At 63.2% G+C, this 18,446-nt stretch carries 15 protein-coding genes and 1 pseudogene; 8 read left to right on the top strand and 8 right to left on the bottom strand.

Features of this window, described 5'->3' with window-relative positions; all coding sequences use genetic code 11:
* Positions 1–59: 59 nt before the first annotated feature.
* The 5 genes from B5483_RS21360 to B5483_RS21380 all read right to left on the bottom strand — a co-directional run bounded on the left by B5483_RS21360 (position 60) and on the right by B5483_RS21380 (position 7,140).
* Positions 60–833, bottom strand: coding sequence for a hypothetical protein (locus B5483_RS21360; RefSeq protein WP_079731930.1), 774 nt, complete (start codon positions 831–833; stop codon positions 60–62).
* Positions 830–2,341 carry a hypothetical protein gene (locus tag B5483_RS21365; protein ID WP_245829512.1) on the bottom strand — a complete coding sequence of 504 codons (1,512 nt, stop codon included), beginning with the start codon at positions 2,339–2,341 and terminating at the stop codon, positions 830–832. The genes B5483_RS21360 and B5483_RS21365 overlap by 4 nt, the downstream gene beginning before the upstream one ends.
* 10 nt (positions 2,342–2,351) lie before the next feature.
* Positions 2,352–4,556: a TonB-dependent receptor gene (locus tag B5483_RS21370; protein WP_079731931.1), complete on the bottom strand. Its 2,205-nt coding sequence runs from the start codon at positions 4,554–4,556 to the stop codon at positions 2,352–2,354.
* A 92-nt stretch (positions 4,557–4,648) separates the two neighbouring features.
* Complete coding sequence (locus B5483_RS21375) at positions 4,649–5,833, bottom strand: MFS transporter (RefSeq protein ID WP_245829514.1); 1,185 nt, start codon at positions 5,831–5,833, stop codon at positions 4,649–4,651.
* A complete protein-coding gene (locus tag B5483_RS21380) occupies positions 5,830–7,140 on the bottom strand; it encodes an MFS transporter (RefSeq protein WP_079731932.1) in 1,311 nt (436 codons plus the stop codon). Before B5483_RS21380 ends, B5483_RS21375 begins: the two co-directional genes overlap by 4 nt.
* Positions 7,141–7,211: 71 nt before the next feature.
* On the opposite strand from B5483_RS21380, the gene B5483_RS21385 reads away from it, so the two are divergent.
* From B5483_RS21385 to B5483_RS21420, 8 genes and pseudogenes are all read left to right on the top strand, one after another.
* The gene (locus tag B5483_RS21385; RefSeq protein WP_079731933.1) at positions 7,212–8,387 is read left to right on the top strand and encodes a cytochrome P450; all 1,176 of its coding nucleotides are present in this window, start codon (positions 7,212–7,214) and stop codon (positions 8,385–8,387) included.
* 48 nt (positions 8,388–8,435) lie between these two features.
* Complete coding sequence (locus tag B5483_RS21390) at positions 8,436–9,437, top strand: LacI family DNA-binding transcriptional regulator (RefSeq protein WP_079731934.1); 1,002 nt, start codon at positions 8,436–8,438, stop codon at positions 9,435–9,437.
* Between the two features lie 811 nt (positions 9,438–10,248).
* Positions 10,249–11,403, top strand: a complete 1,155-nt coding sequence (locus B5483_RS21395) for a type II toxin-antitoxin system HipA family toxin (RefSeq protein WP_281251267.1) — start codon at positions 10,249–10,251, stop codon at positions 11,401–11,403.
* Positions 11,400–12,398, top strand: coding sequence for a helix-turn-helix domain-containing protein (locus B5483_RS21400; RefSeq protein WP_079731936.1), 999 nt, complete (start codon positions 11,400–11,402; stop codon positions 12,396–12,398). The genes B5483_RS21395 and B5483_RS21400 overlap by 4 nt, the downstream gene beginning before the upstream one ends.
* Positions 12,399–12,740: 342 nt before the next feature.
* A complete protein-coding gene (locus tag B5483_RS23605) occupies positions 12,741–13,166 on the top strand; it encodes a helix-turn-helix domain-containing protein (protein WP_079731937.1) in 426 nt (141 codons plus the stop codon).
* Positions 13,160–13,441, top strand: a pseudogene (locus B5483_RS21410) (transposase); the annotation flags it as partial. The gene B5483_RS23605 and the pseudogene B5483_RS21410, both read left to right, overlap by 7 nt.
* 803 nt (positions 13,442–14,244) lie before the next feature.
* Positions 14,245–15,492: an MFS transporter gene (locus tag B5483_RS21415; protein ID WP_079731938.1), complete on the top strand. Its 1,248-nt coding sequence runs from the start codon at positions 14,245–14,247 to the stop codon at positions 15,490–15,492.
* Positions 15,485–16,198: an SDR family NAD(P)-dependent oxidoreductase gene (locus B5483_RS21420; RefSeq protein WP_079731939.1), complete on the top strand. Its 714-nt coding sequence runs from the start codon at positions 15,485–15,487 to the stop codon at positions 16,196–16,198. The genes B5483_RS21415 and B5483_RS21420 overlap by 8 nt, the downstream gene beginning before the upstream one ends.
* A 3-nt stretch (positions 16,199–16,201) precedes the next feature.
* Here the strand turns inward: B5483_RS21420 and B5483_RS21425 are convergent, their stop codons facing one another.
* The 3 genes from B5483_RS21425 to B5483_RS21435 are packed head-to-tail and all read right to left on the bottom strand — an operon-like array spanning position 16,202 to position 18,437.
* The gene (locus B5483_RS21425; protein WP_079731940.1) at positions 16,202–16,951 is read right to left on the bottom strand and encodes an SDR family NAD(P)-dependent oxidoreductase; all 750 of its coding nucleotides are present in this window, start codon (positions 16,949–16,951) and stop codon (positions 16,202–16,204) included.
* A complete protein-coding gene (locus tag B5483_RS21430) occupies positions 16,951–17,496 on the bottom strand; it encodes a cupin domain-containing protein (protein WP_079731941.1) in 546 nt (181 codons plus the stop codon). The genes B5483_RS21425 and B5483_RS21430 overlap by 1 nt, the downstream gene beginning before the upstream one ends.
* Positions 17,493–18,437, bottom strand: a complete 945-nt coding sequence (locus tag B5483_RS21435) for a fumarylacetoacetate hydrolase family protein (RefSeq protein WP_079731942.1) — start codon at positions 18,435–18,437, stop codon at positions 17,493–17,495. The genes B5483_RS21430 and B5483_RS21435 overlap by 4 nt, the downstream gene beginning before the upstream one ends.
* Positions 18,438–18,446: the final 9 nt, after the last annotated feature.

The raw sequence follows: 18,446 nt of genomic DNA on the forward strand, positions 1-18,446 counted from the left end.
GATCGGCCGCGAGGTTCAGATTGCACCCGTGACAGTTGCCGTGCCGCAAATGGCTCACGCTAGAACACCGCGCGGATTTCCACGCGCCGTTCGGCCTGACCGGGTATCGTGTCGGCGTCGGGATCGTCGCTCGGGCTCGTTCCGGCTTTCCAGCGTGTCTCTACGCGAATGCCGGGCACGAGGCGGCGCAGTGTTTCGGCGATCGTTTCCGCCCGCTGCCGGGCGAGATCAGCAGGCTCGGCGAGCATGACGCCGGACACTTCGACCGGATCGGTGGCGGCAAATCCCGTGACGATCAGCTTGCCGGGCTTGGCGGCCTTGATCCATGTCGTGGCGCGGTCCAGCAGGTAATCGTCGTACTGGTAGATCAGGAAATCGTTGCCGTACTCGAAATAGGCATTGAAGGTCCGCTCGGTGTAAGGGCCGGGCGGCGTTTCGCGCGGGACGGAGATCGGATCGATATAGCGGCCCTGCAGCTTGTACCTGCGACCGGGGAAGCCCTCGGCGGGCAGCATGTGGCGGGTGCAGGGGATCCCGTAAAGGCGCGAGGTGCGCACGGGGCGCAGCACCGTGTCGCCGCAGGGCGCCGGTGGTTCGTCCGAGACGCGGCCCTCGACGAGAATGGCGTAGTTCCAGTCCGGCTTGTATGGCGACCAGCTGACATCGTAGCGCTTGCCGGTTTCGCGATCCGAAGCGAGCCAGCAGCCGGATTTGCGGCCGTCATCGGTGTCGCGATAGACCGGGCAGGTGACGAAGCGCAGCAGCTTCCCCGTATCCTGCGCGGGCGATGCGAGCGAGGCGCCGAGCGCCACGAGGGTTGCTAGTGACTTCATAGCACGCTCATCAGGTTGACCAGATCGCGCTTCTCCTGCTCGGTGTAGCCGATATCGTAGCGGCGGTCGTAATAGTCGACGACACCGCGCAGATCCCCGGCCAGGCCGTTGGAGAAATAGGGGGGCCTGGCAGCGAGACCCCGCATGGACTGGAGCGTGATCTTGCCGACGTCGGCGCAGCGCCCGGTGGTCAGCGCGAAGCCCGGGTCCATGGTATAGAACTCGCGCCCGTAGTGGGGATGGGGCGCCTTGAGACAGGTTATGCGAAACAGCGGCAAGTCGGGCATCGGATCGGCGAAGGGCATCGTGGTCGTCCCCAGATCGACCTGTCCCGGGGCGACATCGTTCCCCATCTGGCTCATGTTGTGGCAGAAGACGCAGGAGTTCCTGACCGGGTTGCCGAACCCGATCCGCGAATTGATGCCCGCGCTGTCGGAAATGAGGAAAGTCCTTTCGCGGAATACCTTGGCGCCGCGCGCCACGGACTGTCGGAACGCGAGTTGCGCGGGGGTTAGCGTTTTTGCGTCTTCGGGGGAGATGTCCTCCCATTTCGCGAATTCGCTCCACACCGGTTCACCGATGCTGCCGAGCGCGCCGGGCTCGGAATCGCGCAAATGCGCAGGCCCGCCCTTCGCGCCGAGGGTATCGAGTGCGCCGGCCTCCTTGCTCACCTGCTGGGCGGTGAAGATGCGTTTCTCGAACTCCTCGATCCGGGAGATATCGGCCTCGTCAAGGTGCTTCAGCATCTCGAGGTGGGTCGATCCGGCGTCCTCCATCTGCAGGCGCAGGGTGCCCGTGCGATTGTCGGCCATGATGTTGCCCGACATCATCTGGCCGGTGCGGGGGTCAATGGGCAGCGCGTACCCCTGCTTGGGATCGAAAGGGAAGCCCACGGCCAGCAGGTACTTCATGTTCGCGACGGGGCGAGGGCGGCGGTAGACCGAGATGTTGCCATGTTTCGGGCCACGGTCGGGGCCGCTGTTGCAGCCATTCGGATCGCGCACGACGGTGATGCTGAAATCGGGCGTGACCGGCTTGCCGTTCCATTCGCGCACGGGCCAGGCCCGCTCGATGCGAATGAGGCCGCGATCGAGCAGGAGCGAATGCGAAGCGCGCTCGCCTTGCGGCAACGATGGGCAGTTCGAACCGTCATAGGCCGCGAACAACGGGTCCTTTCCACCGGTCGCGTCCCACCGTTCGCGCGCGGATTGCGCCGACAGGCTCATGGCGTCGGCAGGCTGGTGGCAGGTTACACAGGCGCGGCCGTTGCTTCCGATCGGTTCGAAGAACGGATGCCCATTCGTCTCCAGCTTGCCTCCGGTGAGAAGCAGGCGAAGCGTGCCGTCGCCGTTTTCGTAGTCGAGTTCTTCGGGAAACACCCGTCCTTCGCCGGGCGACCACCACCGCGGCAGCGGGTCCCGGGCGGCTGCGACGGAAACCGCAGCCGCCCCGGTCACCGTGGCCAGGAGCAGAAAGAGCGATCGGAACGAGTGCCTGAGTTTCGCCAACGGTCCTGCCTCAGTCGCCGAATGCAACCTTGACCCGCACGCCGTAGGTGCGCGGTGCGCCGTAGATGATGCCGCCGTCGGCGCTCGAGCTGTTCTGGATCTGCGTTGCGATGTAGGTCTTGTCGGTCAGGTTGTTGACGAAGGCTTCCAGCTTGTACTTCTCGCCCAGGTCGAAGGTGAGGCGCGCATCGAACAGGTCGCGCGATGGCACCAGCGTGTTGAAGCTGGGGAACGGCGTCGCGTTCTGGGCGCCCACGTGCGACCATTGCACCCTCGGTGTCACGTCGATCCCGCCGACGGGGAAGGTGTACTGAACCCCGCCGTTGATCGTCCAATCGGGCGAGAACGGCAGGACGCGGCCCTTGGGCACGAAGCGCAGCCCGGTGGGGCACCCCGCGTCGGTTCCGGGCGCGTTGGTGTCGGTAATGCAGCCCGAGTTGCTGAACTTGGCGTCAAGGTATCCCGCGCCAAGATTGAAGGCGAGGCCGCCGAACTGGCCGGTGATCTCGATCTCGCCACCCTTGGAGTGGCCGCCAAGCGCGTTCTGCGTGACCGGAAGGCCGTTCAGCAGGCTGGAGAGCTGGATATCCTTGTAGACCGAATAGAACACGTCTCCGTTCACGCGCAGGTGACGGTCAAGCAGCTCGGTCTTGAAGCCGGCTTCGTAGACGAAGTTGCGCTCTGGCAGGAAGTCGGGCGTGTTGGGCGTCAGGTTCACGCCGCCGGCCTTGTAGCCCTTCGACGCCGTCACGTAGAGCATGTTGTTGTCGCCGAAGTGGTAATTGACGCCCAGCTTGCCGGTCAACTGGTGGGAAGACGCTGCGCTGACATAGGGCAGGGGGATCGGCGGTCCCGGAACCGCGAAGCGGGTGTAGACTTGCTTGTCCCAGCTGTAGCGGCCGCCCGCAATCAGTTCGATCCGGGGCGTCACGAACCAGTTCGCCTGCCCGAACAGCGAATAGGACGTGTTCTTCGCACTGGTGACGATATCGCTGTTCGAAACCACGAAGTCGGTGGTGTGGCGATTGTCCCGGTACAGCGAAACCGGCACGGTTTCGTCGAGCGCGAAGGCACCGACGACCCACTGGAACGGGCCGTTTCCGGTCGAGAGCAGGTTGAACTCGCCGATCAGGGTCTTGAATTCGGTCGAAGCATTGCTGACGCGGCCGGGATAGAGCCGGGTGTTGGCGCTGCTGGTCGGCAGGTTCGCGGGCACGGGCAGGGCCGTGGCGGTGCGGTCACCGTCGGTCTGGTCGTGGGTAAAGCCGTCCTGCCAGGAAACCATCGCGCGGGCCTGCATGGCATCGCTCACGTCGTAACGGATCTCGCCGCCGATGCGATAGCCCGCCTGGTTCTGGTATGAGCGCCCATCCTCTTCGATCACGAAGGGGTCGCTGCTGACCGCGTCATTGCGGTTCTTCACGGCATTGTTGTCGGACCGCACGTCGAAGTACTCGCCGCGCACGTGCACATTCAGCCTGCTGTCCATCCCTTGCAGCCGCAAGGTCGCGCGCACGGCATCCATGTTGAGGTTGCCGGGCTGGCTTTGTGCATTGGCTGCGATGTTCCTGGTGAAGCTGTCGCGCTCTTCATGAACCGCCGCGATGCGCAGGGCGACGCTTTCGCCCCCGACGTTGATCGCGCCGACGACGCGATAGCGGTCGTAGTTTGCGGCGGTGGCATCGACATAACCCGAAACCTCGTCGAAACGCGGATCCGGCGTGCGGACGTAGATGGCGCCGCCGGTCGAGTTCTGCCCGGTCAGCGTGCCCTGCGGTCCGCGCAGCACTTCCAGCGAACCGATGTCGTAGAAGCTGAAGCCGATGAACTGTTCGTGCGGGATGAGCTGGCCGTCGATATAGTAGGCAACGCCGGGGTTCGAGGTCGGCGCAGACTGGGCGATACCCACGCCGCGAATGTTGATGAAGGTAGAGCGGTTGAAGGTATTGATGGCGATCGAGGGCGCGACCTGCTGGATGTCGTTGAGGTTGGTGACGCCCTTCTGGTCCAGCTGCTCCCCGGAAAGGACCGTGGCCGAGATGGGGATGTCCTGAAGGCTCTGTTCGCGGCGTTCCGCGGTGACGATGATCTCGTCAAGCGCTCTGTTCGCCAGACTGCCGGCAGAGCCCTCTGCGGCGGTCTGGGCGAGCGCAGGTACGGCTACGCTGCAAAGCAAGGCAACGATACTCGGGCGCGCGAAAGCGGTAATCGGCATGGTAGACCTCCCAAATTGTCTGTCTGTCTGTCTTTATGATTGGCTCTTTACGGCATATGTAAGCCCTTGCAAACCCGAATTGCATGTCGGGTTCAGCGTGTCGCCAGAGGGCGGGCCAATACGGCGCAGGCCGCAGCGATGGCGGTTGCGATCACCAAGGCGCTGCAGAGTTTGGATGGTCCGACAGGTGAGAGCCAGGACATAACCGTTATGGAAAAGGCACTTATCAGCATTTGTCCGGCACCTGCCAGGCTTGCCGCGGTTCCTGCGAGAGTGGAATTGACGGCGATTGCGCGTCCAATGCCGGCCGGACCGGCTATTCCGGCGCTCACGCCAAGCAGAATGAGCGGTGCGATCAGCGCGACGGGGCCGGTGAAACCCGCAAGATCGGCTGCAAGCGCTGCCACGGCGCCTGCCACGCCCAATGCAACGCCTGCTGCCAACGGGTCGGTCCGGCGCTCCAGCATCGCCACGAAGCGGGAGCCGACGATGCCCCCTGCTGCGACGAAAAGGAAGGCGATGCCGACCTCGTCCGGAGACAGGCCATAGCGGCTGACAAGCAGAAACGGCGCATTCGCGAGGAAAATGTAAAGCGCCGAACTCATCGCGGCGAGGGTTCCTGCCGCGCCGAGGAAACGGCGGTCGGTCAACAGTCTGAGGTATCCGGCCCACAGCGACCGAACCAGACTGGGGGCCGGCTCGACTTCGCGGCGCCGCGGTCCGGTCTCGGAAATCGAAGCCCATGCCGCGGCGAAGGCGAGGAGGCCGGCAAAAGCAAGGACGGCAAAGACTGCGCGCCATCCTGACGACGAAGCGATCAGCCCACCGATAACGGGAGAAAGCGCCGGCGAGATCAGCACGACCATCATCAGCGTCGCCTGCCGGGCGGCACCTTCGCCGGGCGATCCGCTGTCGCTCACGATCACGCGCGCCGTGACCACGCCCGCAGCGCCGCCACCGGCCTGAAGGACGCGCGCGGCCAGAAGGGCGGGAAAAGAGGGGGCAAGCCATGCAGCGAAGGCCCCGGCGGCATAGGCCAGAAGCCCGGCAAGCAGCACCGGTCGCCGGCCGATCCGGTCAATGAACTGCCCGGCCACAAGCTGGCCCGCACCCAGGAAAAACAGGTAAAAGCCAAGAATGTGCTGCGCTTCGCCGGGGCCGACAGCGAAGTCTGCGGCAATCAGCGGCAGGGCCGGAACCAGCATGTGGATCGCCATCGACCCCATAGCCGCGATCCCCGCAAGCAGGACCAGCTTGGGATAGGTCCGCTCGGTCACCTTTTGGCCTGTGCCCGCCCGTTTCGGTCTGCGGATCGCGCCACAAGGCACAATCCGGCGCAGGCTGCCGCGATTCCGAAAAGCAGCAGGGTCGGTGGCAGGAACGACCCGCTCCATTGCGCGAGCACGCCCATCAGCGCCGGAACCGTTGCGCCCGCAAGGCTGCCGCACATGTTGATGACGACGATGCCCATGGCGAGGGCGGCCGGTTTCAGCAATCGGATCGGAATTGCCCAGAATGCCGCCACCGTGCACCCGGTGCAGGCGCCGCCGATGGTCAGGGCTGCAAGACCCAGAAGACCGGGACCGGCCAGAAAGGCGATCAGCAGGCCGCCGCCGCCGGCCAGCGCGGGCAGGGCAACGTGAAGATACCGCTCGCCTGTCCGATCCGAATGCCTTGCATTGAGCAGCAATCCCACCGCGCTGGCGGCCCACGGCAGGGCGACCACGATCCCGGTTTCGGTTGCGGTCAGTCCGGTCATCCCTTTGACGACCTGCGGCAGCCAGAACATCACCCCGTAATTGCTGGCAAGAATGCAGAACCAGATCGCGGCGCAGGTCCATCCGACCGGACTGGACAACATATCCCAACGGCCGCCGTCGCGATCGCCGCCGGACTCCCGCTTCGCGCCATTGACGTTCGCCGCCAGCCAGTTGCGTTCCGCGCTGTCGAGCCATCCCGCCTTGCCGGGATGGTCAGGGAAATGCAGCCATGCAAACACGGCGAGGGCGAGCGCGGGCAGCGCTTCGATCAGGAACATGAAGCGCCAGCCCGGGATGCCAAGGGGGTTCGCTGCGTCCAGCAACAGGCCCGAAATCGGCGCTCCGATCACTTGCGCTATCGAGATCGAGGTGATCGGAATGGCAAGGATGGAAGCGCGATACCGCTCGGGCGCCCAGTGGCTCAGGTACAGCATCAGCCCTGAAGACAGGCCGCCTTCGGTGATGCCGATTACGACGCGCAGGCCATAGAGCTCCCATTCGTTGCGCACGGCTGCCATCGCGCAAGAGGCAAGTCCCCAGGCGAGCGTGATTATCGCCAGCCAGCGGTGCATTCCGATCCGCTCGTAGACCAGCACGCTCGGATATTTTGCGAGCATGTAGCCGACGAACAGCACGCCGGCGCCGAACCCGTACTCGCTTCCCGACAGGCCCAGGTCCTGGTTCATCTGCAGTGCAGCGAAGCTGACATTGGTCCGGTCTATCGCGCCGATGAGGATGTAGAGGGCGCAAGGTATGACCAGGCGGACGAGCACCTTGCGCCCGATTGCCCGCTCAAGATCGTCCGCTGAAGGTTGCGAGGACAAAATTCCAATCTCCCGTTTGCGCCGATGATAGCGCTTGCATAAGCTCGCGTCGATGCCGTATTAGCGCCGTCATGAAAGAGACGATGCAAGACTTCGATCCCGAACGGCCCGAGGACTTCGACAGCGCGCACGCCGAATATGCGCGCCTGCGCCGTGAATGTCCGGTGGCGCACACGAATGGGCTGGGGGGCTTTTGGGCCCTTACCCGCTACGATGACGTCAAGCGCGCCGCGTCCGATCCGCTTTTCGTCACCTCGGTGCAGAATGTCGTGCCGAAGGTGGCCTTCACGGGCCGACGCCCGCCCCTCCACCTCAATCCGCCCGAGCACACGCCCTATCGCAAGGCGCTCAATCCGTTGCTCTCGCAGGAGCGCTCCGAGACCCTGGTGCCCCATACGCGCGCCCTGTCTCGCGAGCTGCTGGCGCCGATGGTCGCCAAGGGCGGCGGCGATATTTGTGTCGAGTTTTCAAGCCATTTGCCCGTCCACGTCTTCGGCGAATGGATGCGCATGCCTGAAGAATCGCTTGCGACCCTGCACGATGCGGGAAGGGCGTTCATTCTCGCGGTTCATTCGACGAAGCCGGAATCGATGAAGGAAACCAGTCTCAGGCTCTATGAGATGGCCCGCGACCTCATCGCCCTGCGCCATCGCGAGCCGCAGGACCCGACCGTTGACCCGACGAGCGCCTTGCTTGCGGCCCGCCACGAAGGCGAACCGCTGCCGGACGAACTGATCCTCGGCACCGTTCGGCAGGTGCTGGTGGTGGGGATGGTCGCGCCGATGGTGATGATCGGCAGCATAGCCGTTCACCTGTCGCGGGATCCTGAACTGCAACAGCGTCTGCGCGAAGATCCTTCGCTCATCCCTGCGGCGATCGAGGAATTCCTGCGCCTCTATACGCCTTACCGTGGTTTTGCGCGCACTCCGGTCTGCCCGGTAGAGATGGGCGGGCGCACGATCGGCAAGGACGAAGCGGTGGCGCTGGTCTATGCCTCCGCCAATCGCGACGAGGCCGTATTCCCGAACTCCGGCGAATTCATCATGGACCGGCCCAATATTGCCGAGCATCTCGCTTTCGGACGCGGTCCGCACAATTGCCCCGGGCTCCATATCGGGCGCATGCAATTGCGCGTGGCCCTGGAAGAGTTGCTCGCCGCCACGAAGCACTTCGCATTGGATGGTGAGATCGTGGTGAGCCGGTGGCCTGAAATTGGCGCGCTTTCAGTGCCCTTGCGGTTCGATTGACCTTGCTGGGCGATTGCGCAAGGCCAGTGATCCTGCGTATGGAAGGACATGGCCGAAATCCCCGATAAGGTACCTACACTCGACGACGTGGCATCGCGGGCGGGCGTTTCCAGCGCAACGGTAAGCCGTTTCGTCAACAATCCCAAGGTGGTGGCCGCAGCGACGGCGGAGCGCATCAGGGCCGCGATCGCAGAAGTCGGCTACATCCCGAACCTGCTGGCCGGCGGCCTCGCTTCGAGCAGGTCCAAGATGGTGGCCGTGCTGATCCCCCACCTCGTCGATTCGATCTTCAACGACACGATCGAGGCGATGGTCGAGGAGCTTTCGTCGGGCGGCTTCACGGTCATGCTGGGCCTCACCGGCGTCTCGGCCTCGCGCACGAACGAGCTGATCCGCGCGGCGCTCAGCCGCAAGGTCGATGCAATCATTTCGAGCGGGCCGATCGACGCCACCATTCCCGCGCTGGTGTCGCGCAGCACGACGCTGTTCATCCAGATCTGGGAATTGCCGGAGCACCCGGTCGGACTGGCAATCGGTTTTTCGCATCGGGATGCGGGTAGCGACATGGCGCGCTTCCTGATGTCGCGCGGGTACAGGCGGCCGCATCTGGTCACCGCAGACGGCGCGCGCGCGGGTGTCCGGCGCGACGGTTTCGTCGAGGAATGGCAGACCCTTGGCGGTGGTAACGTGACCCATGCGACCGTCGACATCCCCTCGCGCTTCGGCCATGGCCGCCGCGTGTTCGCCGACATTCGCCGGCTTCCGGAAATGCCTGACGTGGTCGTTTGCGGATCGGACTATCTGGCTCAGGGCCTGATTGTCGAGGCACAGGCTGCGGGACTTCGCGTGCCTGAAGATCTGGCTGTGGTGGGCTTCGGCAACAGTTCGATCGCTGGCGAGATGCGCCCCACCATCACGACCATGGACGTCGACGGACGTCGCATAGCGCGCGAAGCCATCGCGGCAATCCGCCGCTACGGTGAGGGTTCGGCGCTTCCCGACCATCCCATCGACGTCGGCTTCAGGCTGATCGCCAGGGAAAGCGCCTGAGCGCAAGGCTGGCGCTCAGATTCGACCTTGCCCGTTCGCTTCAGACCTTTCAGTCTCAGCGCCGGGCGCCTGCGAAGACGCCGGCAGCCTCGTAGATGCCCTGAAAGGCTGGCGGGAACGCTGATCCGGAGGGGATTTCGATGGGGACTTGCCAGCGGCCGCCGACTTCTGCGGCGTCCGGGCCCATGAAACGGCCTTCGAACGTTGCGGAGCGGCTCAGGCCAGCAGGGGTAGTGAAGTCGCCGGAGAAGGTCGTGCTGCCGACCGGATGGGCGCCATCGGCGACCGGGTAGGTCCCAATGGGCCGCTAGCCTACTTAAATGAGGCCATTTGAACCTGCCTTCCATTCATTAAGCGCTGAGTGCACCCATAATCACGCGAGGACGATCGCGAACGCCCCGAGGTTCGGGCCGATGAGTAATTTGGTCGGGGTCATGAAGCTGCTCCGCCCGGCCCGTGAAGTGCCGGTTAGTGACGGGCCATAGGGTCGCTCGGACTGAAGGTTGGGAATAACGGACTTGTGGCATCTCGAGGCGCCATCACGCAACAGCGCAGTTTGGCTTGTTCAAGAAAGCATTGCAAAGCCCATAACGAACGCATGTGCGTTTCAGATTTGCTGTTCTTCTGTTTCTCCGCGTCCGCACCGCTCGGGAAAATTGATCTTGTCTCTTCGGAGGTCAGTCGATCAGAAGATGCTGTATGTGTCCAATGCAATTTGGCATATGTTCAATATTGCCTAATCATTTTCATGATGATAAGGTTGGTCTTATCATTATCTTGATCGAGTACCGCCATCGCCGACCGCCACGCCATCGTCACCTTCAAGCGTCGTCCTGTCGGTCGGCTCAGCGAGCTAGGTTTGGACACCCGCTTCGTCTATGACGAGGGCTGGCGCGAGACGATCGCCTGCGCGCTTCCTGCAGAGACACGGGACCATTACTGGCGCGGTGGCCTGATACCCTTTTTCGAACATCTCGCCCCGGAAGGCTGGTTGCGCGGGCGTCAGGCGCGCGCGGGCGGCACGGCGAACCAGGACGATTTCGGACTTCTGCTGCATTATGGGGCAGATTGTATCGGGGCAGTGGGTCTTATCCCGGCAGACGGCGAAGCGCCGGTCCATCCGATCGAGGACGACCTCGTCGATGCGGCGGCGACTACCGCCGGACGGACCCTGTCGGGCGTGCAGAAAAAGCTGCTGGCCTTTCGCGCCGACGATGGCTTCCGACCGGCCGTGGAGGCTACCGACCCGGCCACGCACATCGCCAAATTCAATCGCGAGGATCTTCCCTCGATCGTCCAGAACGAGCATCTTTCGCTAAGCTTGGCCCGCGAGCTCCTTGGCGAAGACGATGTCACGCGTGCACAGCTTGCAAAGCTGGACGATATCGACGGGATCGCCCTTTTGGTCGAACGCTTTGACCGCCAAGGAGATAAAAGGCTGCGCCTCGAAGATCTCGCGCAAATCCTCAGCCGGCCACGAGGGCGGACCTTCGAAGGCAAATATGACGGGAGCTACGAGGAAGCGGCCGAAATTGTGACCCGTCATTCCGCGCGCGGCCGCGTCGACCTCGACCGGTTCTTCCGTCTTGTCGTCTTCAATCTGGTTCTGGGTAACGCCGACGCGCACCTCAAGAACTTCTCGCTGCTCGAACGGCCCGAAGGCTTGCGGCTCTCGCCCGCCTACGATCTCATCAACACGCTCGCCTACCCCGTCTACGACCGGATTACCGCGCTTTCGATCGGCGGACGCAAACGTGAATTCGATACGATCGACCGCAAGATCGTCCAACAATTCGGTCTCGATATCGGCTTGCCCCGTGCGGCCGTCGAGCGCGCGCTTGCCGCGCTCGGCAAGGGGTTGGCGACCGCGCGCACGCTCGCGTTCGGGGACAAGGTTCAGCCCGATGATTTCCGCGAAACCTATCGCAACGTCATCCAAAGCCATGCGCAAAGGATCTTTACATGACCGACCGGTCGATCGATTGGCGCGCGACGGTCGACGAAGCCATTCGCCGCCGCAAGGAAGAAGGTCTCAGCCAGCGCAGCCTGGCCGCCTTGGCTGGCGTCAGCCTGCCGACGGTCAACGCGTTCGAGCAGGGCCAGATCAACCTGCGCTTCGAACGGGTAATCGCGATCCTCGAAGCGCTGGACCTCTTCCTGCGACCGGCCGACAAGGACAGCTTAGAGAGCTTCCTTCATGACTCGCGTCGTCGGTGGGAGGACCTCATCGCGCCACTGCCGCCCGACCACCCCTCTCGCCAACCGCTCGGACACAGCGAGCAGAGCTACGCCATCCTTGGCCTCAAGGACGTTCCTCCGCCAAGCCAGCTTCGCGAGTTGCTGACCGAAATCCCCAAGAGTTCCGGATGGACGCCGTTCTGGGTCTCCACCCGGACAGACCTGCGTCCCGTCATCGAGGATGGAGCGCTCGAATGCTGGTTGGGTCGGCCCGACACCGATCGGCATTTTCGGGATGCGGCGCATAGCGATTTCTGGCGGGTCACGCGCGATCCCTTCGCCTATCTCCAGCGCGGCTATCAGGAGGACGGCCCTGACAATCTCGAGCCGGGCACGATCTTCGACCTCACCTTGCCTGTCTGGCGCACTGCCGAGTTCTTCCTGCACGCAGTGAATTTTGCCCGTGCGCTCGGCGCGATTGATACGACTGAAATCCGTTTCGTGGCTCGCTATACGGGGCTTGAAGGACGCACGTTGATAACCTGGACAAAGCCGCTGCTGCACGAGCGTTTGGACCATCGGCTGCGTGCCCGCTCGTACAAGGCCGACCTGGCCACGGTAGCGCAAGTATCCGACCTTGAGCGCAATCTAGAGGACGTCGTCCATGATTTTGTCGAGCCGCTCTACGAACGCTTCGACGGTTACCGACCGTCGATCGAATTGGTAGCGAACCAGCTGTCCGAACTGAGGCGGCAGTCTGGTTTTGGCGCTCGGGGAGGGTGAGATGGGACCGTTCGAGGTCTCTAAGGAACTTGTCGCAAGGCTGGATGAACTTCAACTGCGCGCCTTTCTCGAACGCCTGCTTGTCGTCGAGGCCAATTCGCGGAGAATTTGTCCACGCCGCTCAAGGATGCAAATTCATTTTGCTGGGCGGCTGCGCAAGAAGATCCATGGCACAATAGTATCCGCAAAGTGTCGAAGGCTTCCGCGATCCACAAATGGCGGCCGGTGATCCCCTACAATCAGAATATCCGTGTTATACCAAAACCTGTGGAATCTGACTCACGGGGGATTCCCGGTTTGGGGCTGACGTGATTCACCATCGCAAACGGTTGGAGTTTTGCGATGGCAGCACCAGTGAGGCTTCGGGATGATTTGAGTTCTGCGCAGGTTCGCGCCTTTGCTCGCAGGACCAAAGACGCGGCCCAAGTGCGACGGCTCCTGGCGATCGCGACAATTCTGGATGGCGGAAGTCGAAGCGATACCGCGAAGGTGGGCGGGGTGACACTGCAGATTGTCAGGGACTGGGTCCTGCGCTTCAACGCTCAAGGCCCTGAGGGTCTGGAGACGCGAAAGGCTCCGGGGCCGGATACGATCTTGAATGACAGTCATCGACGCGCGCTGGCAGACATCATCGAGACCGGCCCCATTCCTGCCGTTCATGGCGTGGTTCGTTGGCGGATCATCGATCTCGTCCAGTGGCTGTGGGAGGAGTTCGAAGTTTCGATCAGCAAGCAGGCGCTGGGTCATGAGCTGCGCACCATGGGCTGACCACACGACGATACCAATCAGGCCAGGTGGACTACAATGGCCACATCTCCAGGCGCGGCGACCACCGGGTGCGAAACCTTCTGTACGAAGCGGCCTGCGTCATCCTGACCCGCAGCTCGGCTGAAAGTACCTTACGAGACTGGGGCCTCAAGCTCCGAGAACGCGTCGGCTTCAAGCGCGCCGCAGTTGCGGTGGCGCGGAAGCTCTCGGTGGTGATGCATGCCATGCTCAAGTCCGGGGAGCTATTCGACAAGACCGCTGGCGCGCCAGCGTAGCAACTTCGCCGGCGAGCAGTCGGCGAACGGATCCGTCCCTGCCGGGACGTGGGCTGAACCATTCCGCTTGATGGGATGCACCGGCTTCTGCCGAGTGCGCCGTCCACATAGGAAGGTTCCGTCCGCCGAAGACCCACCGTGCGGCGGCCCATGCCGACCGCGAAGACGACCCCATCACTTCAGTCTACACCAATGGGCGCATGGGTCGGGATCAGAGAGTCTTGGTATAAGATCGCAATGAGGGCCGATACGGTTGACAGCGCGCCGCTTTACCTGGACGGCAATCATGCGCGAAGCGTGTTGCGCGTAATCTCTTGTAGATTTTCAACCTTCATTATTGCGCGAAAAGCCTGTAACTTGCGCGCAGTGCCTTACGCGCAATTAAAATTGAAAGGGATGGCGTGGCTCGACCCATACTGACCGAAGCCATGGCCATGCTCACTCAGCATTTGATCAACGCTGCCTGATCTCCCAAACGGCGTGGCGGCGCTCGAGGGTCGACAATGTTTGCAACTGAGCCCGCGCGAGCACTATGCTGGCCCGGTTGACCTCGCGCATTACCTGTCCGGCCTCGATGTTCCCTGCAGAAGCGAATTTCGCCGATGACCAGCCCAGATTGCAGGCAAGTGCCGGGCAGCCGGATCTGCCCATCCACTCGCCATGGCCCGGCCTAGATTTCACAGATAGCTTCGATCCTACACAATCGATTGGACACAAGGGCCATGGTTGTCGGATGTCTTTGCGCAAATAGCGCATCGACTGCGGGCGGGACCGGATTGCCCGGATCTAGCGAAAGGGAGAGAATGACACGCCACCACGAAGCAGGGTTCATGACTGGCATATCGCTGTTGTTGCCGATCACGCTGACGACGATGGCGATCGTGCTGCTCACGCCGGTCATTCCCAACCTGATGGCCGAGTTCTCGGATGTGCCCAATCACGAATACTGGGTGCCGATGATCCTGACTTTCCCCTCGCTGTGCGTGGCGCTGCTGTGCCCGTTTGCAGGGATGCTAGGCGACTACTTCGGGCGCCGCCGGTTGCTTCTGTTCTCGTTCTTTCTCTATGCCGTCGTCGGGGTGGCGCCGATCTTCCTGACCGATCTCTCGCATATCCTGATCTCGCGCATTGGCGTGGGCATTGCCGAAGCGATGATCTATGTGCTCTCGACCACCATGATCGGCGACTATTACAAGGGCGCGAGCCGGGACAAGTGGCTGGCGGCGCAGACCGCATTTGCCTCGATGTCGGCACTGTTGTTCTTCAACCTTGGCGGGATCATGGGCGAGGCGGGCTGGCGCACGCCGTTCTGGGCCTACACCTCGGCGCTGGTGATGTTCCTGCTTGTCTGGAAGTTTACCTGGGAGCCTTCGGGCGAAGTGTATCCGGATGACGAGGCGGAACACGCGCCGCACAATCTGTCATGGGAAGGCTTTCCCTGGGCGACGATGGCGATGATCGTGGCGATTACGGTCTATGGATCCGTGTTCTTCTATACGGTGCAGATTCAGGCGCCGAGCGGTCTTGCCGAACTGGGTCTCACCAGTCCGGCCGAGCGGGGCTTCCTGACCTCGATCGCATCAATTGGAGTGCCGCTGGGCACGTTCTTCTACTCACGCATAGGGCCGAAGTGGCCGGTAGGGCGGCTGCTGCTGGTTGAGTTCGGCCTGCTCGCGATCGGGTTCATGCTGATGGCCAAGTCAGGTTCGGTGGCGGGATTCCTGGCTGGTTGCTTCGTTAACCAGGTCGGTGCCGGCTTGCTGCTGCCGACATTGCTGGTCTGGTCGATGTCGGTCCTGAAGTTCGAGTTTCGCGGGCGCGGCACCGGCTTCTGGCAATCGGCGTTTGCCTTCGGGCAGTTCCTGTCTCCGGTCGTGGTGACCTTTGCGGCGCAGCGCACCGGCGGCTTGCTGGGCGCCTTCACGGTGCTCTCCATCGGGGCCCTGGGCGGTGTCGTTATCGCCTTGATTGCCTCACGGCTGGGAGGTTCCGGCGGTTCCGGCATGAATGGGAATTCAGTCGCCCTGAACAAGGTGCCATCGCATGGCTGATCGCCTGAAGGGCCGTGTCGCGGTCGTAACGGGTGCTGCCAACGGCATCGGTGAAGGCATTGCCCGCATGTTCCGGGCCGAGGGCGCCACAGTGATCGGCATCGACCGTGAAGGCCCGGACATGGCCTGCGACCTGACCGACGAAGCATCCACCGCCGCCCTGTTCGCGCAGATCGGCCGGCGGCACGGCCTGATCGACGTGCTGGTCAATGCGGCTGCCTTTGCCGTTTTCGCGTGGATCGAGGACATGAGTTATGCCGACTGGAAGCGTACGTTGACAGGCGAACTCGATATCGTGTTCCTGCCCACCCGCGCGGCCTGGCCGCTGCTCAAGGAAAGCGGTTCTGCCAGCGTGATCAACTTCGCCTCTGCCAACGCGCGCCATGCCCTTGAAGGCTCTCCGGCGCTGGCGCACTGCGCGGGCAAGGGGGGCGTACAGGCGATGACGCGCCAGCTGGCGATGGAAGGCGCCCTGCACGGCATCCGCGCCAATACCATTTCCCCGGGCTTCATCAGGACCGCCGCAACGGCGCGCCATCTCGCGGCGGACCCGGCATTCGAACAGCAGGTACTCTCGAAGAACATGCTCAAACGCCTCGGCGAGCCGGAGGACATCGCATGGTGTGCCACCTGGCTTGCCAGCACCGAGGCGCGCTACGTCACCGGCGCCGACATTCCCATCGATGCCGGGGCTACCGCGTGGTGAGCCTCAACTGCCGTCGGTGATCAGCGTTCCGCCATCGACGACGAGATTCTGACCCGTCATGAAGGCGCCTGCCGGAGACGCCAGAAAAACGGCGGCTCCGGCGATTTCTTCCGGTGTTCCCGGCCGGCGCAGGGGTGTCATGGCCATGCGCCGTGTCATGAACGCTTCGTCCGCCAGCAGCGGTCCGGACAGTTCAGTCGCGATGAAGCCGGGCGATATGGCATTCACGCGCACATTGCGCGGTCCCCATTCGATGGCAAGGTTGCGCGCCAGTTGCGCGACGCCTGCCTTGGACAACGCGTAGGCGTTGATCCGCCCGTTCCCGCGCAGGCCGGAAAGGCTCGACATCAGGATAGCCGATCCGCCGCCGCGGGCCGCGATGTGGGGCAGGGCGAGGTTGCACAGCTCGACCTGGCTGGTGAGGTTGATCGCCAGGACCCTTGCATAATCGGCCATGTCGATGTCCGCGAAGGTTCCGGGCTTCCCGGTAATCCCCGCATTGCAGACCACGATATCGAGGCCGCCGAATTCACCCGTGGTCGTTTCGACCAGCGCCTCAAGCGCTGCCGCGTCCGTCACGTCGCAGGTCAGCCCGGGCATGCCCAGTTCAGCCGAGACGCGCGCCGTGTCATCCGCATTTTCGCTCGAAATGACGACGCGCGCGCCTTGTGTGATCAAGGCCTCTGCAATGGCGCGTCCGATGCCCCGTGTGGATCCGGTGACGATCGCGCCTTTGCCGGACAGGTCGAACATCAGTGACCGGCTTCGTTGTACCGGGCGTCCACCTGTTCCGGCTTGGCTTCTTCCAGCGGCTTGCCATTGTGCAGGTAGGCAGGTGCTTCGATCAGGATGAAGGCAATGCGCGTCACCTGATCGGTGGTATTGCGCCACAGGTGGTTGGTGCCGCGCTGGACGATGATGCCACCCTCGCGGATGGTCTTCTTCACGCCGTCTTCCAGTTCCAGCTCGATCTCGCCTTTCAGGATAATGCCGTAATCGACCGAATTGGTGCGGTGCATGGGGCTTTCTGCGTGCGGCAACATATCGACGATGCGGATGACCGAGCCACCCTCCAATGTTACGCCGGTGGCCAGTTCACGGCCGTCGGTATCGTCGTTGTTGTCGGCGGGCACCGTCTTCGTCGCCCAGATGGTCAGCATTGCGGCATCGCCCGAGGGTACCATTTTCGGAGGCGAGACGTCTTCGGAGCGGAAGCGTGCGCGGCCGTTTTCGTCGTGGCAGGTGACGACGCGCTGCACACCGGGAAGACCGGAGTCGGAGAGAATGTCCTCACTCATGCTTTTACAACTTTCTGTTCGAGCGCGCCGAAGGGCGCTCGCCCGTCCGGCAGGTGCGCTTCCATGCGCACCGTATCGCCGTACTTCATGAATTCGGTCTTGGCCGCGCCGGTGTCCACCACCTCGATGCCGCGCCGTTCAGCGATGCACGAGGAGCCGACTTCGCGGAAGTTCTCGTTGGAGACTGTGCCGGAGCCGATAACCGTGCCGGCAACAAGATTGCGGGTGCGGGCGGCGTGGGCGACCAGTTCATGGAAGCCATAGGCCATGGCCTCGCCGAAGGCATCGCCGAACTGCCCGCCGTTCCAGTGCACGCGCAGGTTCAGGGCCGGGCGGCAGTCGCGCCAGGCATCGCCTAGTTCGTCGGGGGTGATCGCGAAGGGCGCCATGCCGCACGGCGGCTTGGCCTGGATCCAGCCGAAGCCGCTTTTCATCTCGGGGCCGGCCAGCTTGCGCAGCGACCAGTCGTTGACCTGAACGATCAGGCGGATGTGCTTGTCCGCCACACTGGCCGGGGTGCCGACCGGCACGGCATCGGTAATGATGCCGAATTCGCCTTCGAAATCGATTCCGAGATCCTCATCGATCATAGGGACGTCAGCGGTGGGCGCGTAGAAGGTATCGGAAACACCCTGATACATGGGCGGCCAGTCCGGCTTGAACGGCTCGATGCCGAGAGCCTTGTCCATCAGCGCGCCGTGGCTGGGATAGACCGAGCCATCTAACCACTGCCAGGCACGCGGCAGCGGGGCCAGCAGCTTTGCCGTGTCGAGGGGATGGTCGAACACGTCGATCGCGCGCAATTGCGGTTCAATCGCCTCCCAGTTCTCAAGGGCTTCCTGCAGCGTCCTGAGTGGCGCATCGGCACAGGATTTCCCGTCTGGTGAGACGACGACCAGACGGCCGTCGCGGGTTCCATCGTCGAGGGTTGCCAGTCGCATCTGTCGCTC

The organism is Novosphingobium mathurense (assembly GCF_900168325.1).
Classification (GTDB): Bacteria; Pseudomonadota; Alphaproteobacteria; order Sphingomonadales; family Sphingomonadaceae; genus Novosphingobium; species Novosphingobium mathurense.